Genomic DNA, 15893 nt, shown 5'->3' with positions numbered 1-15893 from the left:
CGATAGATGGCAATAAACCTATCTCAGGATAGGACAATATTCAGATGAAAATATACAGATAAAAAAAGGGCTCCTGCGGGAGCCCTTTTTATTGTGCTATCCCTAAAACACTACTGTGCTTCAGGCACTTTAAGATGATGGAACATACGGTACAACACTGGAACCACAATCAGTGTGAGTACTGTAGCAAACCCAAGACCAAACATAATGGTAACGGCCATTGGCTTAAAGAACACATCAGGCAATAGCGGGATCATGCCCAATACCGTTGTAATCGCAGCCATACATACAGGGCGAACACGGCTCACTGCCGCATCGACTACAGCTTGGTATTTGTCTTTACCACTGCTAATTTCAATCTCGATTTGATCAAGCAGCACAATACCATTTTTAACCAGCATTCCTGATAGACTCAAAAAGCCCAGCAACGCCATAAAACCAAACGGCGTATTCAAAATAAGAAGCCCTGTTGTTACGCCAATAATGGCAAGCGGCACCGTTGCCCATACAATCACAGCCTCTTTAACCTTGTTAAACAAGAAGATAGTGATTAAGAACATGAATAAATAACCCATTGGCATTGTTTGGAATAACGATGCTTTGGCATCTGCCGATGATTCATATTCCCCACCCCACTCTAATGAATAACCCGGTGGAAAATCTAACGCTTCAATTTTTGGTTGAATTCGAGCTTGCAGTGTCGCAGCCGTTTCATCGCCCAGAGGATCAGGGTCAGCCATAATGGTTAGCATACGTTTACGGTTTTTACGTACCACTAACGGATCTTCCCATTTAACATTGACGCCTAGCATCACTTGCTGCAGTGGAACATAACCTTGAATTGCAGGGCTCCAAATCTTCATGCCTTCAATACTACTCACATCAACACGTTCTTGCTCAGGTAAACGTGCAACAATCGGCATTAGGTTTGTGCCATCACGATAAATACCAACAGATAACCCTGAAAATGCCATTTGAAATAAATCATCAACATCTTCCTTGGTTATACCATAACGGCGTGCTTGGCTTTCGTTAAAGATAGGCTCGAGCACTTTTGTACGTTCACGCCAGTCATGACGTACATTGAAAGCCCCCGGATCTGCTCTCATAATATCAAGCGACTGCTGGGCTAAACGACGAAGAACGGTTGGGTCGGGCCCGACTAAACGCGCTTCAATTTTAGAACCTGATGAGGGACCTAACTCAATCCGTTTGAGTTTGTATTCAATATCGGGATGGTTAGCATCTAACTCAGCGCTCACTTTACGCAGCATCGGCATCACTGCATCATAATCATCGACACGTATAATCAGTTCACCGTACGACGAGTAACTCTTCTCTGGCGAATAGGTCAACATGAAGCGCTGAGAACCTTTACCTGCACTTGAAGAGACATAACTGACGGTATCTTGCTGATTAACCCATCCTTCCAGCTCTTGTAGCTTGTCGTTCGTTGAACGAATATCGGTACCTTCAGGTAACCATACATCAACCATAAACATGGGTGTTGTTGATGACGGAAAGAACGACTGTTTCAATTGCGTAAAGCCATACAAGCTTGCACCTAGCATCACAATCAATACGATCACGGTTGTCCATGCGTACTTCATGCATTTTTCTAGCGATTGCTTATATAAGACAAATACGAGGCCTTTATAAGGATCACTCTCTTCGCCATCGCTATTATGTTTAACACCTTTGAAGAACATATCAGCAAAAAATGGCGTCAACGATATTGCTGTAAACCAGCTAAGCATGAGTGAAATTAACAACACGCTAAATAACGTTGCACAATATTCACCCGTAGAATCTTGAGATAAGCCTATCGGTGCGAATGCTGTAACGGCAATCACCGTCGCCCCTAGTAGCGGCCATTTAGTTTGGGTAACAATATCGGATGCAGCTTGCATCCTTGTTCGCCCTTTTTGTATTCCAATGAGAATGCCTTCGACCACTACAATGGCATTATCCACCAGCATACCCAGCGCAATAACCAATGCCCCCAAAGAAATACGCTGTAGATCTATTGCCATTATGTTCATGAATACAAACGTACCCAATACTGTAAGCAACAGAATCAAGCCGATTAAGATACCTGAGCGCATCCCCATGAAGAAAAGCAGTACAACAATAACAATCGCAACCGCTTGACCAAGACTGACAATAAAGCCCTTTACAGATTGGTCGACTTCATCGGGTTGGCTATAAACAGCACCAATATCAATACCAACAGGCTGTTGTTCTTTTAGCTCATTTAATCGCTGATAAACACCCTTACCTTTTTCTACGACGTTCACGCCATCAATGAAAGATACACCCACATTAAGTGCAACTTTTCCGTTATAGCTTATAAGGTTATCAGGCACCTCTTTAAAGCCACGCGTAATCGTTGCAACATCACGTAAGTAAATTAACCCTTCAGCACCTGTATCCGTAATAATTAAATCACCAAGGGCATCAACATCTTTAAACTCACCAGTAGGGTGAACGCGAATATATTCAGTCCCTATTTTTACAGCGCCAGCACTGGTCACCAAATTCTGGGTTGCCAAGGTGCCGTAGATTGTCTGTGGAGAGATCCCTAGGTTGCTCAACCGTTGCATTGAAATTTCAATGAAGACTTGTTCTTGTTGCGTTCCCGTCACCGCAACCTTTCCCACCCCATCAACTAGCTCAATTTCTCGGCGGAAGTAATCAACATAGTCATTAAGTTCTTTATACGAATATCCGTCCCCCGTTATTGCCAGCATAATGCCGTATACATCACCGAAATCATCAATGATTGAAGGGTCAGCCACCCCTGGTGGTAAATTGGGTCTAATATCATTGACTTTCCGACGCAATTCATCCCAAATTTGGGGTAAATCATCAGGACCATAATTGTTTTTCATGGTCACAGTGATCTGCGATAAACCTCGACTTGATACAGAGTTAACTTCATCAACGTACGTTAACTGCTGAATCGCTTTTTCTATTGGATAGGTAACTTCTTCTTCAACTTGAAGAGGTGTGGCACCTGGGTACGCCGTTACCACCATCGCGTCTTTAATCGTAAACGCGGGATCTTCCAACCTTCCTAGCCCGAAGAAAGCCATTGTGCCGCCGATCAGAAAGATCAGGGTTATCATCCAACTAACAACTTTATTCTTTATAAAATAGGCTGCGATATCTTGTTTCATTATTGTCCAGCCTCCATGCTAATAACTTTAATTTGCTGTCCAGCACGTAAACGATTACCACCAGCAACAACGATAGTCTCACCCTGCTCTATTCCAGACTGTACTCGAACACCTTTTGGTACAACGTTGCCGGTTGATATACGACGTTTTTCTACCGTCATGTCTTCTTTAACAACCCATACAAACTTATCGGCCAGTGCTAAATTATCGCCGTCTTCATTAAAAATGGCTTCCAACGGAATAACTGGTTCACCTTTTTTGTAGATATTCAACTTTTGAGCATCAGCTCTTACTTCAACAGCCATACCATCTAAAATAAAGTTATCTGCAGGCATTGGCATGGTTAACGTCACAAGAAATGAACCAGACTCTGGATCGGGTTCTGTCGTGAATTCTTTCAATTTTGCCTTATATTCATTACCATTTGACGTGAGAACTCTAGCGTCAGGTTTTGATACATCAATATCAATTGCAGAACTTTTTGAATAGATTAAATCAGGTGCCTGAATATGGATATCCACCATTCTGGCACTGTGAATATTCATCACCTGCTGACCGGCTTGCACATTCTCAAATTGTTCAATCGGTACACGAGAAATAACTCCATTAAATGGTGCTTTAATTTGTGTAAATTTCAAATTGAGTTTTGCAATATTCAACCTTGCGCGTTCAATACGGCGTTGCGCTTTTAATTCGTCAAATTGTGATTGAGCAATGTATCCATTTTCAACGAGTTTTGCCGAACGTCGGTACTGACTATCAGCCACATTATATTTAGCCTGCGCATTATCAACTTCCAATCGATAATCAAGAGGGTCCAGTTCTGCTAATAGCTGCCCCTTTTTTACCAAATCACCCGGTCTTACGTATATATGGGTAATTTCACCTTGGATTCTAAAAGATAGGCTCGATTTATCAGCGGCCGCAGCAACAGCAGGGAAAGTCAATTGAGGAGCTTCTGCAGCCAATGCCACTGTCTCAACATAAACGGGTTGAACACGCTGAACACTCTCGACAACAGATTTTTCACACCCCTGTAATACCAGTGCAGTGCCTATAGCTAAAACGATAAAGGATAATTTTTTCATATTATAATCCTCGCTCCTTAATCCATTCGCGCACTTTCTGACCTTCTTGCAATTCATTAATACCTGAGGTCGCGATAGTATCACCGTCGTTTAAGCCTTTAATTACATGCCTTTTATCATCTAATTCAACTTGCGTTTTATGAACGATACCGTCTTTATCAACAAGCCAAACATACATTGCATCTCCATCTTGCATGATGGCACGTTTAGAGATGGCACCTAGATTGCCTTGTGGAATTAATACTTTGACTGAGCCCGCCATACCTGGAAGAATATTTTTTTCTTTTGGGCGCTCCATCGATAAGGTAACGGTGTAGCTCGATGTTTTTTTATCTGCTTCCGTATCTATTTCTTTAAATTGAGCAGGATAAGTTTCACCAGGTATGGTATCGAAGATAACGCTTGGGTTTTGATCGTATTGACCTTGAAAACGACTAAACAGGTGATCTGGTAATTGAAAAGTTACATTAATGATACCAGCACTTTGAATATGTAAAACGGGCTCTTTCAACATCACGTATTCATAGTTTTCAATAAGTGACAATGATAAAGTACCATCATAAGGTGCGACGAGTGTGGCATAACCTAGATTAGATTGCTGCTTACTTAATGCTGCTTTTGCTTGTTTCAAGTCAGCTTTAGAGGTGTCATAATCAAGCTCTGAAACAACATTAGTTTTACGTAGTTCTTCATCACGTTTAAATTGAACATATGCTAATTCATAGTTTGCTTGTGCTTGTTCAACGAATAATAGAAATTCATCTTGATTCAAGGTCGCAAGTGTTTGCCCTCGCTTAACGTCTGTACCCGGCTTTACATCAACAGATGAAAGTTGCCCTGATACACGAAAAGCTAATACTGCTTTATCTCCAGCCTCAACAACTGCGGGGAATGTACGAAATGTTTGATTATCACCAACTGATACCGTTTGTAACTTTATCGGTCGAGAGTCCGGTTCAGGAACCTCCACCTTCTTTTCACCACATCCTGTCAAAATGAAACATGACAATAATGTGGCTGTTATTATGCGCCCCATAAACCTCTCCATCCTTATAATTTTTTGGCAATTCCTAATGCTTTATCTTATATGTCTCTAATTAGCCAAAGCTCAACACGAGCTTAAAATTCCATTCGTTAATAAAAAGACTACAAACACGTAGTGTAGTCAATAAAGCCTAACAAAAATCCAACAAGCTACTAAAAAATAAGAAAAACAATAAAAGCTGGGAAGGTTAACAAGTTAAATGGGCGAATTCGATCTTAAGGTGGGTTTATTCAGTAAAAATCAGAAACAAATAAATGATGAGATACAATGCAATCGAATCGTATAAAAAAGGAGCCTACAGGCTCCTTTAAAAACGTAAATTAATATCAAATAGCTATAAATTAAGCATCCATTTCAGCTATTTTGACCTTCCAAGTGTCTGGACCTGTCTCGTGTGCATTAGTGCCGGCAGAATCAACCGCAACAGTTACAGGCATATCTTCGACTTCAAATTCGTAGATAGCCTCCATACCGAGGTCTTCAAATGCAACTACTCGTGCTTTCTTAATCGCCTTCGCAACCAAGTATGCAGCACCGCCAACAGCCATTAAGTAAACAGCTTTATGTTCTTTAATCGACTCAATCGCCTTAGGTCCACGTTCAGCTTTACCTATCATGCCCGTTAAGCCAGCTTGACCTAACATCATATCGGTAAACTTATCCATACGCGTTGACGTTGTAGGACCAGCAGGGCCAACAACCTCATCACCAACTGCATCCACAGGACCCACGTAATAAATAAAGCGGTTATTAAAATCTACCGGGAAATCTTCACCACGAGCCAACATATCTTGAATACGTTTATGTGCTGCATCACGGCCGGTTAAGATTTTACCTGACAATAAAACCGTTTCGCCTGATTTCCATTCCTGAACATCAGTTTTAGTAATTTCATCAACGTTAACACGGCGAACACTCTCGCCCACTTCCCATGTCACTTCTGGCCAGTCTTCTAGCTTCGGTGGGGTTAATTCAGCAGGACCTGTACCGTCAAGTGTAAAATGCACATGACGCGTAGCCGCACAGTTAGGGATCATGCAAACAGGCTTAGAAGCAGCGTGTGTCGGCGCTGTTTTAATTTTCACATCAACAACTGTGGTTAACCCGCCAAGCCCTTGCGCACCAATACCCAATTTGTTCACACGGTTATAAATGTCTAAACGTAATTCTTCTTCGGCATTTTGCGCGCCACGCTCTTGCAGCTCATGGATATCAATCGATTCCATCAACGACTCTTTTGCTAATACTGCCGCTTTTTCAGCCGTACCACCGATGCCTATGCCTAACATACCAGGTGGACACCAACCCGCGCCCATTAATGGCACTGTTTTTTCAATCCACTCAGCTACGTCATCAGAAGGGTTTAACATCACCATCTTCGTTTTATTTTCAGAACCGCCGCCTTTGGCTGCAATTTGAATATCAACTTTATTACCTGGCACCATATCAATATGAACAACTGCTGGTGTATTGTCTTTTGTATTTTTACGCGTGCCAGCAGGGTCGGCGACAACAGATGCTCGTAGGGGATTATCTGGGTTGCTATAAGCTTGACGGACACCTTCATCAACCATTTGCTGAACAGTAAGATCGCTCTCCCACTGCACATTCATTCCGATTTTAACAAAGCATGTCACAATCCCCGTATCTTGACAGATAGGACGCTTACCTTCTGCAGACATACGTGAATTAATTAAAATCTGTGCGATAGCATCCTTCGCAGCTTGGCTCTGTTCTTTGTTGTAAGCTCTTTCCAATGCTTGAACAAAATCAAGTGGATGGTAGTAAGATATATACTGTAATGCATCAGCAACACTACTAATCACATCTTCTTTACGGATGACGGTCATAATTGCCCTCGTTGATTATTATAATTCCATGGCGCCCAGCTTTAATTCGTCACTACAAAATGCTTCCAATGTAGTGTGTGATTCTCATTTATAGCGACAGTACATTGATTCGTATAACCAAATATCCTTCGCCAAAATGCTATCACGCGGCCATGCTCCACATGGCAAATGTCCATTTCACTTTATTTCTGTGTACCCTTTAGAAAATAAAACGCGATGGATCGTCCTTGGGCGTCGTAATAAAAGCTGTGGTTATGATACTCTTGCGCTCAACTTCGCGCTACGCGCCAATTGAATACCTGTCACAAAAAAGAAAATGATTTGTAAATCACATCCCAAACTAAGCATTGAGCAACTTGATTACAGCCCAGAAAAGACTATTGAGTGGTTTTCACCATTATCAAGTCTGCCGTGGGCGATGATATTACGTTCTGCTGCCAATAATCACCCAGATAATCGCTTTGATATTCTAGTTGCTGATCCTTTAGCCACTTTAGAGACACAAGGTGAAATAACCTGTATTAAATTTTCAAATGGTGATGAAAAAACTAGCACTGATGATCCGTTCTCTTTGCTTCAGCATATTCAACAAGATCTACTCCCCTCACTTAACCCTATGACTGATGTGCCATTTATTGGTGGTGCACTGGGGTATTTTGCGTATGACCTCGGTCGGCGGGTTGAAAAAATTGCATCGTTGGCTGAACACGATATTTCTGCACCCGATATGGCAGTGGGTATTTATGATTGGGCATTGATTGCCGATCACCAAGAACAGACGCTCTTTTTAGTCTCTCCCTCTGGTAGTCAACGTTTAGAATGGCTAAAACAGCACAAAGAAAACAGCTTAACGCAGCACAAAAATAACGCGCCACAACAAAGAAAACACTTTTCATTAACAACTGATTGGTCTGCAAACATGACAATTGGCAGTTATTGCAACAAGTTTGATCAAGTCCAAGAGTATTTACTCTCTGGTGATTGTTATCAAATTAACCTTGCACAACGTTTTCAGGCTTCTTATAGCGGTGATGAATGGCAAGCTTACTTGCGTTTAGAGCAAACGAATGGCGCGCCTTTCTCTGGTTTTATCCGCACTGAACACGGCACTGTCTTGTCTGTATCACCAGAACGTTTTCTACAACATAACCAAGGTTACGTTGAAACAAAGCCAATCAAGGGTACACGCCCACGCTCAGAGAATGTAGAACAAGACCAAGCCTATGCCGACGACTTACGTCATGCTGAAAAAGATCGCTCAGAAAATTTGATGATTGTTGATTTGCTACGCAATGATATTGGACGAGTGGCAAAACCCGGTAGTGTCAAAGTACCAAGCATTTTTGAAATCGAAAGCTTCCCCGCGGTTCATCACTTAGTTAGCACGGTAACAGGCGAACTCGACCAACAATACTCGGCAACGGATTTATTACGTGCTTGTTTCCCTGGAGGATCAATTACAGGCGCCCCGAAAGTACGAGCTATGTCTATAATTGAAGAATTAGAACCGCATCGCCGTAGTATTTACTGTGGCAGCATTGGCTATATCAGCCGCTGTGGTCGCATGGATACTAGCATTACGATACGAACCTTAGTCACTCAAGAGCAGAAGATATACGCTTGGGCTGGCGGTGGAGTGGTTGCAGATAGCAAATCTGACAGTGAATATCAGGAAACACTGGACAAACTAAGTAGAATTCTGCCAATCTTAAGACAGTAGTCTATTTTATTAACTACTCTATTACCAAATGACTTGGAATAGTAAAATTGTAACTGCTTAGATCTCGTTCATCGCGAACAAGATAAGCAGTTACAGTAAACACGGACAGTTTATGATCAGTCAGCAACAAATATTAAGCCGCTTTATGCTTGCGCCAACCACGAATTATGACAAGAGTCATAATGAGCGTGTACGCCAGCATGTATCTGCTACAGATACTTTTAAGCCCGCGGCTGTGCTGATCCCTCTCGTTCCCCGTAATAACACATACAATATTGTATTAACTCGCCGTGCAAACCACTTAAAACATCACCCAGGCCAAATTGCTTTTCCTGGTGGTCGACACGAAAGTTTCGATCAAGATTTAGTTGCTACCGCGCTTCGTGAAACAGAAGAAGAGACTGGAATATTATGCAGTCGAAATCATATACTTGGGCAACTGCCGGCTCTGCCTACAATAAGCGGATATATGGTAACGCCATTCCTTTCAACAATAGCGGCAGATTACACGCCAAAGCTTGACCCCAGCGAAGTTGATGAGTTATTCGAAGTGCCTATTCAATACCTATTAAACCCAGTGAATATGCACAGTCAGCAGTTCCAAATAAATGGCCGCCTACACAATATTTATTCAATTCCATTCAGCAATTATTCAATTTGGGGAGCCACTGCCCAAATGATAAAAGTGCTATCAAACCAGCTCTGGCATGATCAAAACTAATGTGACACATTAGTTTCCCTTATTTTACGGTGATAATAAACGTGACAAAGATCACTTTTATTTGTATGGCAATTTGCACTGATTACATAACGGGATCTCGATCAAAGTTTTACTTCAGGAAATAGCGAGAATGCGCTCCGTTCCTAATTCCCGTTCCGTAAAACACTTTGGATAGATAATCATGCAAACCACTTCGAATACAGCAGCAACTACCGCTGCAAAAGCAAGTTGGACATATAAAGATTTCACTTGGGCACTTTCACTATTTGGTACAGCAGTAGGTGCTGGTGTTCTTTTTCTTCCAATTAAAGCTGGCGCTGGTGGCTTTTGGCCTCTAGTTATTCTGGCTCTTATTGCACTACCAATGACTTGGTTTGCACATAAAGGTCTTGCTCGTTTTGTTCTTTCAGCAAAAAACCCTGAAGCAGATATCACCGATACTGTTGAAGAGCACTTCGGTAAGTCTGGCGCAAAAATCATCACTTTCGCTTACTTCTTTGCTATCTACCCGATTGTTCTAATATACGGTGTTGGTATTACAAACACTGTTGATTCTTTCCTAGTTAACCAAATGGGTATGGAGTCAATTCCACGTTGGTTGCTATCTGGCGGCCTAATCATCGCAATGACTGCTGGTGTTGTGTTCGGCAAAGAACTGATGCTTAAAGCAACGTCTGCAATGGTTTACCCTCTAGTATTTATTCTACTAGCACTATCTATCTACCTAGTGCCTGAGTGGAATACAACAATGGTTTCTGTTAGCCCTGATTGGAGCTCTATGCCTTCTGTTATTTGGCTAGCTATTCCAATTATTGTTTTCTCTTTTAACCACAGCCCAATCATCAGCCAGTTCTCTAAAGAACAGCGCCGCGTTTACGGTGAAGATGCAGTTAAAAAGACTGACATGATCACTGGTGGTGCAGCAATGATGCTTATGAGCTTCGTTATGTTCTTCGTATTCTCTGTTGTTCTTTCTCTATCACCAGAGCAACTAGCTATCGCACAAGAACAAAACATCAGTGTTCTATCGTACCTAGCGAACATTCACGAATCTCCGCTAATCTCAATTCTTGGTCCTCTAGTTGCTTTTGCTGCTATCACTTCAAGCTACTTCGGTCACTTCCTTGGTGCACATGAAGGTCTTGTTGGTCTAGTGAAATCTAGCTCTAAGATGCCAGTTAAAAAGATTGAGAAAATCTCTCTTGGTTTCATCGTTATTACAACTTGGATGGTTGCGGTAGTTAACCCAAGCATCCTAGGTATGATTGAAACAATGGGTGCACCGATGATCGCTGCAATCTTGTTCCTAATGCCTGTTGTAGCAATGTACAAAGTACCAGCAATGGCTAAGTACAAGACATCTGCACCGGTACAACTTTTCACTGCTCTATGTGGTATTGCTGCAATTACTTCAGTAATCTACGGCGCATTGTAAAAGATTCATCTACTCTAGCCGTAATGAATGATCATTTACGGCTTTTTCTTCCGAAAAAATGTGCTACAACGCATAGTCTTCTAAGTCAATTAGAGTAGAATAGACAACACAAAAGAGCAGGAAGCATTTGCCTACTGCTCTTTTTGCTTTTTTAGTGATCTCGCCAAGGAAGGGGCGAGAATTATAAAAACTATGACAGTCTTGGCCGGAGGCAAGATCGCTTCCCCCGACTGAGGTAATACGCATGATCAGTGTTTTTGATATCTACAAAATTGGTGTGGGTCCTTCCAGTTCGCACACTGTTGGTCCAATGAAAGCAGGTAAGGAATTTATTGATGACTTACGCGCTATGGGTAAATTACGAGATATAACTAAAATTACCGTTGACGTTTATGGCTCTCTTTCTCTTACCGGTAAAGGTCACCATACAGACATCGCTATCATCATGGGCCTTGCTGGTAATAGTCCTGAACATGTTGATATTGACAGCATCCCTGGTTTTATTGCTCGCGTAGAAGAAACAGAACGCTTACCTGTTGGCATGCACTGCCATACAGTAGAGTTCCCTCGTGAAGGAGGCATGAACTTTCATACAACGAATCTTTCTCTTCACGAAAATGGTATGACTATCACCGCTTGGGTTAGCGATGAAGTGTCGTACACTAAAACTTATTATTCTATCGGTGGTGGTTTCATCGTCGACGAAGAAAACTTTGGCAAAGAACAAGTTTCAAACGTCAAGGTGCCTTACATGTACACTAAGGCAGAAGGCCTTCTTGCACACTGTAAAGAAAACGGTCTTTCTGTTAGCGCCCTTGTAATGGCTAACGAACGTGCAATGAATGCAGAAGACGATATCAACACCTACTTTGCAAATATCTGGAAAACCATGCGTGAATGTATGGAGCGTGGTATGAACGAAGAAGGTATTCTGCCTGGTCCACTACGTGTTCCACGTCGTGCAGCAGCACTTCGCCAACAACTAATGACAACTGAAAACCTAAGCACAGACCCGATGACGGTTGTTGATTGGGTTAACATGTACGCATTTGCTGTAAACGAAGAGAATGCCGCAGGTGGCCGTGTTGTTACAGCACCAACGAATGGCGCATGTGGCATCATTCCAGCAGTACTGGCTTACTACGATAAGTTCATCCAGAATGTTGGCCCTAAAGATTACACTCGCTATTTTGCAGCTTCTGGTGCAGTTGGTGGGCTTTATAAGCGAAATGCATCTATCTCTGGTGCTGAAGTAGGCTGTCAGGGGGAAGTAGGTGTAGCATGTTCAATGGCTGCAGCTGGTCTTGCTGAACTGATGGGTGGTAGCCCTGATCAAGTTTGTATGGCAGCTGAAATCGCGATGGAGCACAACTTAGGCCTAACATGTGACCCTGTTGCTGGTCAGGTACAAGTTCCATGTATCGAGCGTAATGGTATCGCAGCGGTTAAAGCAATTAACGCATGCCGTATGGCACTACGTCGTTCTTCGGAACCTCGTGTTTCACTTGATAAAGTAATTGAAACAATGCTGGCAACAGGCAAAGACATGAACGCTAAATACCGTGAGACCTCTCAGGGTGGTCTGGCTATTAAAGTTCTCTGCTAAATCTGTCACTGTTTAAGATAGTCGCATTATTGTCTACGCGTACTTATTAAAAGCCCCCGTTACTCTACTAAGTAACGGGGGCTTTTTAATTTCAACGATAGTAATTACAATCGCTACCGTGTTTTTATTCTTTTATAGAAAGTTAGCTTTTTGCAACTTTCAACAATGCCTCAATATCTTCCGCGAGAGCCTCTCCATTTTGCAATGTGGTGAGCCATGAGATAGGAATCCCCTTTTCATCACCAAAGCCATAACATGCTCCAGCAAGTGCTCCAATCAAGATCCCCCGCCCGCACGTATCACCTGAAACCTGAATATTTTTCATTATTGCTTCAGTATAGCTACTACTGTTCTGTAAGATCCAAGCTGCCATGGGGATACTATCTTTTAAATGGCATGCAGGGCTAATGAGTGAAAAAACATGAGTAAGATCGTTAACATCCCCATCTAATAACCGTACTTTTTCAATCAGGTCTTGAATTTCAATCGGTGATTTCACCTTTAATACATTCAACACAGGTTCCATTCGACGAGAACGCAGTGCTTCATTCAATGCGCTCGCAAATGCTTTCGCTGCTGTCAACGCTTGTTCATTTTGGTGCGTAATCCCTACGATACGGTCGATCTCTTGCTCTAACTGTTCAGAGGGGTATTTGAGCGCAACCAATGCGGGTATTGCACATAATGCTGGGTTTTGATCATCCTCACTACTACCAGAATCTTCTGGCCAATCATCAGGTTCGAGTGAAAACAAGGTTAATAATAATGCTTTCGTTGGACTATCAATGTAGCCAATGAAATCTCCACCAGGACCAAAGTAATCAAGGATATGTTGCTGAATTTGATGCGTGCTTATTTCAGGTTCCGCAAGCAAACGTATATATAATGCTAACCATTCACCGTAGGCGGTCAACTCACCCGTCGTTAAGCTATCATGAGCATAATAACCTTCAACGTCTTTGTAATGCTGAGCATTGGGTTCAATAAAGGGAAAATGTGGTAATTCAGATAGCGTTTTAATTCGCTCAGGTGAATAAATCCAATGCGTCCCCATACTTGCAGCATCGGCAACTAGCGCACCAATAATGGCAGCGTAACGCTGAGCCATAACTCCTCCTTAATTTGCTTTAGGCATGGCGCTTTTCTGATTGCTTTCTTAATCGCATACCGATAGTTTGCTGTAAAAAGCACCAATTTATTGTTCAACAGCTCTAAGCATAGCTTATTGAAAAATCGCATTAAGAAATTCATTCAATATCTTAAGAGCAATCCACTAAGTGAACTTAAATTGATATAAAGCACTTCTATACTCTATTCTCAGTTTAGATTTCGCCCTATACTCCAGATAACTGCAAGGATGGCAACAGTTAAATAGGCGCTTTCAGTTACCGCTACTTTTCGAGAACTATCTACAAGATGAAATACAAACATATCCTTTCTCAAAGCCACATTTTACTCAAAGAGTTTTATATTGATAATCACCTTATTGCCAATATAAAGAACAGTACAGGCATTATAAATATCAACGGTATTGAGATTGGAATAAAGAAAGATTCTACATTTATCATTCCAAAATTTAGTCATATCTCTTGTTCTGTAACTCAACAGAATCATGCTCAGATCGAGCTTGAGCTACTACTGATCAGTGAAAAAACATTAACCGACGCATTCACTAATTTAAGCGCGATAACCCATATTGGCGCTCAAGCAAAAACAAATACGCCCAACTACTTTGTAGAAACACCTGAAACTATTACTAATAACTTCGCGCTGTTCCAGCAAGCATTGCCTATATTGGGCGATCTGCAATTAGAGCAATGTTTCTTGAAACAATCTTTAGTCTTTATTTTAATGGCATTAGATGAAGCAAATGTCGATGTTTTTAATGTGTTTCGATTTAATTATGATGAACCTAAAGAACGCATGATTGCACGATTGATAACGCTAGATCCGAAGCGTAAGTGGAGTGTCGATGGTATGGCGAAGGCTCTTTTCACAACACAATCAACATTGCGCCGTCACCTTGCTAAAGAAGGGGTATCATTCAGCCAATTACTGCTGGATATAAGAATGGGGATAGCATTAAATTATTTAACGTTTGCTAATTACTCTATTTCTCAAATTAGCCATTGTTCAGGTTTTGGCAGTGCCGCTTACTTTTGTGATGCTTTTAAACGTAAATATGGTATTACACCATCGCAGTTTCGCACCAACTCACGCGAAAATAACGACATGCATGCATTAAATAGGCTCACTCCAACGCAATAGTCAGTACTGCTTAATTGCTGGAGGCAGCGCTTAAGGTTAAAGTTAAATAGCACCAAAAATTAGATATAAAAAAACCTCGTCTAGCGAATCACTCGTACGAGGTTTATTTATCGCGAAAGATTAAGCAGCAGCTTTTAAGCTTACTTTTTCTTTCTTCAATTCACCAACAGGTAGAATTGTACGACCGTATTCGTTGTTCAATACTTGTGCCATTGCAAAGTAAATTGCACTTGCGCCACAGAAAATACCTTCGATACCAGCAATTGTACCGATTAGCTCGCTACCCGTGAAATCACGTGCCGCAAGAAGGAAGAATAATACCGTTAAAGAACCAAATACAACCTGCTTAGCACGTGGGTAGCAAAGAGAACCAACGAACATAAATGCAGTGAATACACCCCAAAGACCTAAGTACCAGCCCATGAAGTGTGCAGGGCTTGCATCCGCTAGGCCCATCTTAGGCATAACCAAAAGACCAACAAGTGTTAGCCAAAATAGACCGTAAGAAGTAAATGCTGTAGTGCCAAATGTATCACCACGCTTAAAGCACATCATGCCAACAAGCACTTGACCGATACCACCGTAGAAAATACCCATTGCAAGAATCATAGAGTCAATCGGGAAAAAGCCCGCATTGTGGATATTTAAAAGGATTGTGGTCATACCAAAACCCATTAAGCCTAATGGCGCTGGGTTAGCTAGTTTTGTGGACATTTAGTTCCCCTACAGGAGTAAAATTCAAAAAAATCAATAAAATTTCAAAAATGGATGCATTACAAATGCGCCGCGCATTCTAATGGATGCTGCAGAGTAGATCAATCCCAATTTTGGTGAAAATTCAACCAAAGATAAAAAAAATAGATTTAGAAACACGAGAAGGAAAGTGTGGATGTTAATGGCATGTTCCGAAAATGTGCTTACGGTTGATTTATGCAAAAGCAATCATGATAAGCGCTTATTAAACAACAATAAAAAAACAAA

The 15893-nt window shown here is 41.6% G+C and carries 11 protein-coding genes; 5 read left to right on the top strand and 6 right to left on the bottom strand.

The features are described 5' to 3' along the window. Positions 1–110: 110 nt before the first annotated feature. The 4 genes from C9J48_RS14750 to C9J48_RS14735 all read right to left on the bottom strand — a co-directional run bounded on the left by C9J48_RS14750 (position 111) and on the right by C9J48_RS14735 (position 7162). A complete protein-coding gene (locus C9J48_RS14750) occupies positions 111–3179 on the bottom strand; it encodes an efflux RND transporter permease subunit (RefSeq protein WP_006233546.1) in 3069 nt (1022 codons plus the stop codon). Beyond that, positions 3179–4267 carry an efflux RND transporter periplasmic adaptor subunit gene (locus tag C9J48_RS14745; RefSeq protein ID WP_006233545.1) on the bottom strand — a complete coding sequence of 363 codons (1089 nt, stop codon included), beginning with the start codon at positions 4265–4267 and terminating at the stop codon, positions 3179–3181. Before C9J48_RS14745 ends, C9J48_RS14750 begins: the two co-directional genes overlap by 1 nt. 1 nt (position 4268) lies before the next feature. After that, positions 4269–5303, bottom strand: coding sequence for an efflux RND transporter periplasmic adaptor subunit (locus C9J48_RS14740; protein WP_006233544.1), 1035 nt, complete (start codon positions 5301–5303; stop codon positions 4269–4271). A gap of 350 nt (positions 5304–5653) precedes the next feature. Continuing rightward, positions 5654–7162: a fumarate hydratase gene (locus tag C9J48_RS14735; RefSeq protein ID WP_006233543.1), complete on the bottom strand. Its 1509-nt coding sequence runs from the start codon at positions 7160–7162 to the stop codon at positions 5654–5656. Between the two features lie 316 nt (positions 7163–7478). On the opposite strand from C9J48_RS14735, the gene pabB reads away from it, so the two are divergent. The 4 genes from pabB to C9J48_RS14715 all read left to right on the top strand — a co-directional run bounded on the left by pabB (position 7479) and on the right by C9J48_RS14715 (position 12644). Further along, complete coding sequence (gene pabB / locus C9J48_RS14730; RefSeq protein ID WP_006233542.1) at positions 7479–8882, top strand: aminodeoxychorismate synthase component I; 1404 nt, start codon at positions 7479–7481, stop codon at positions 8880–8882. A gap of 112 nt (positions 8883–8994) precedes the next feature. Beyond that, positions 8995–9603, top strand: a complete 609-nt coding sequence (locus C9J48_RS14725) for a CoA pyrophosphatase (RefSeq protein WP_006233541.1) — start codon at positions 8995–8997, stop codon at positions 9601–9603. A gap of 181 nt (positions 9604–9784) precedes the next feature. Then, entirely contained in the window at positions 9785–11038 is a 1254-nt protein-coding gene (locus C9J48_RS14720) for an aromatic amino acid transport family protein (RefSeq protein WP_006233540.1), read from the top strand. A gap of 244 nt (positions 11039–11282) precedes the next feature. Then, positions 11283–12644, top strand: coding sequence for an L-serine ammonia-lyase (locus C9J48_RS14715; RefSeq protein WP_006233539.1), 1362 nt, complete (start codon positions 11283–11285; stop codon positions 12642–12644). A gap of 142 nt (positions 12645–12786) precedes the next feature. On the opposite strand, the gene C9J48_RS14710 is transcribed toward C9J48_RS14715, so the two are convergent. Next, entirely contained in the window at positions 12787–13752 is a 966-nt protein-coding gene (locus tag C9J48_RS14710; protein ID WP_006233538.1) for an ADP-ribosylglycohydrolase family protein, read from the bottom strand. A gap of 308 nt (positions 13753–14060) precedes the next feature. On the opposite strand from C9J48_RS14710, the gene C9J48_RS14705 reads away from it, so the two are divergent. Beyond that, positions 14061–14912, top strand: a complete 852-nt coding sequence (locus tag C9J48_RS14705; RefSeq protein ID WP_006233537.1) for a helix-turn-helix domain-containing protein — start codon at positions 14061–14063, stop codon at positions 14910–14912. A 120-nt stretch (positions 14913–15032) separates the two neighbouring features. Here the strand turns inward: C9J48_RS14705 and C9J48_RS14700 are convergent, their stop codons facing one another. After that, positions 15033–15626 carry an acetate uptake transporter gene (locus tag C9J48_RS14700; RefSeq protein WP_006233536.1) on the bottom strand — a complete coding sequence of 198 codons (594 nt, stop codon included), beginning with the start codon at positions 15624–15626 and terminating at the stop codon, positions 15033–15035. Between the last annotated feature and the right edge of the window lie 267 nt (positions 15627–15893).

It is taken from the genome of Photobacterium profundum, from assembly GCF_003026285.1.
GTDB lineage: Bacteria > Pseudomonadota > Gammaproteobacteria > Enterobacterales > Vibrionaceae > Photobacterium > Photobacterium profundum.
This window is presented reverse-complemented; position numbering and strand designations above follow the sequence as displayed.

What these genes read in the sequence shown, in the direction of transcription:
- C9J48_RS14750 (WP_006233546.1), bottom strand. Translation starts at nt 3,179, where the DNA reads ATGAAACAAGATATCGCAGCCTATTTTATAAAGAATAAAGTTGTTAGT.
- C9J48_RS14745 (WP_006233545.1), bottom strand. Translation starts at nt 4,267, where the DNA reads ATGAAAAAATTATCCTTTATCGTTTTAGCTATAGGCACTGCACTGGTA.
- C9J48_RS14740 (WP_006233544.1), bottom strand. Translation starts at nt 5,303, where the DNA reads ATGGGGCGCATAATAACAGCCACATTATTGTCATGTTTCATTTTGACA.
- C9J48_RS14735 (WP_006233543.1), bottom strand. Translation starts at nt 7,162, where the DNA reads ATGACCGTCATCCGTAAAGAAGATGTGATTAGTAGTGTTGCTGATGCA.
- pabB (WP_006233542.1), top strand. Translation starts at nt 7,479, where the DNA reads ATGATTTGTAAATCACATCCCAAACTAAGCATTGAGCAACTTGATTAC.
- C9J48_RS14725 (WP_006233541.1), top strand. Translation starts at nt 8,995, where the DNA reads ATGATCAGTCAGCAACAAATATTAAGCCGCTTTATGCTTGCGCCAACC.
- C9J48_RS14720 (WP_006233540.1), top strand. Translation starts at nt 9,785, where the DNA reads ATGCAAACCACTTCGAATACAGCAGCAACTACCGCTGCAAAAGCAAGT.
- C9J48_RS14715 (WP_006233539.1), top strand. Translation starts at nt 11,283, where the DNA reads ATGATCAGTGTTTTTGATATCTACAAAATTGGTGTGGGTCCTTCCAGT.
- C9J48_RS14710 (WP_006233538.1), bottom strand. Translation starts at nt 13,752, where the DNA reads ATGGCTCAGCGTTACGCTGCCATTATTGGTGCGCTAGTTGCCGATGCT.
- C9J48_RS14705 (WP_006233537.1), top strand. Translation starts at nt 14,061, where the DNA reads ATGAAATACAAACATATCCTTTCTCAAAGCCACATTTTACTCAAAGAG.
- C9J48_RS14700 (WP_006233536.1), bottom strand. Translation starts at nt 15,626, where the DNA reads ATGTCCACAAAACTAGCTAACCCAGCGCCATTAGGCTTAATGGGTTTT.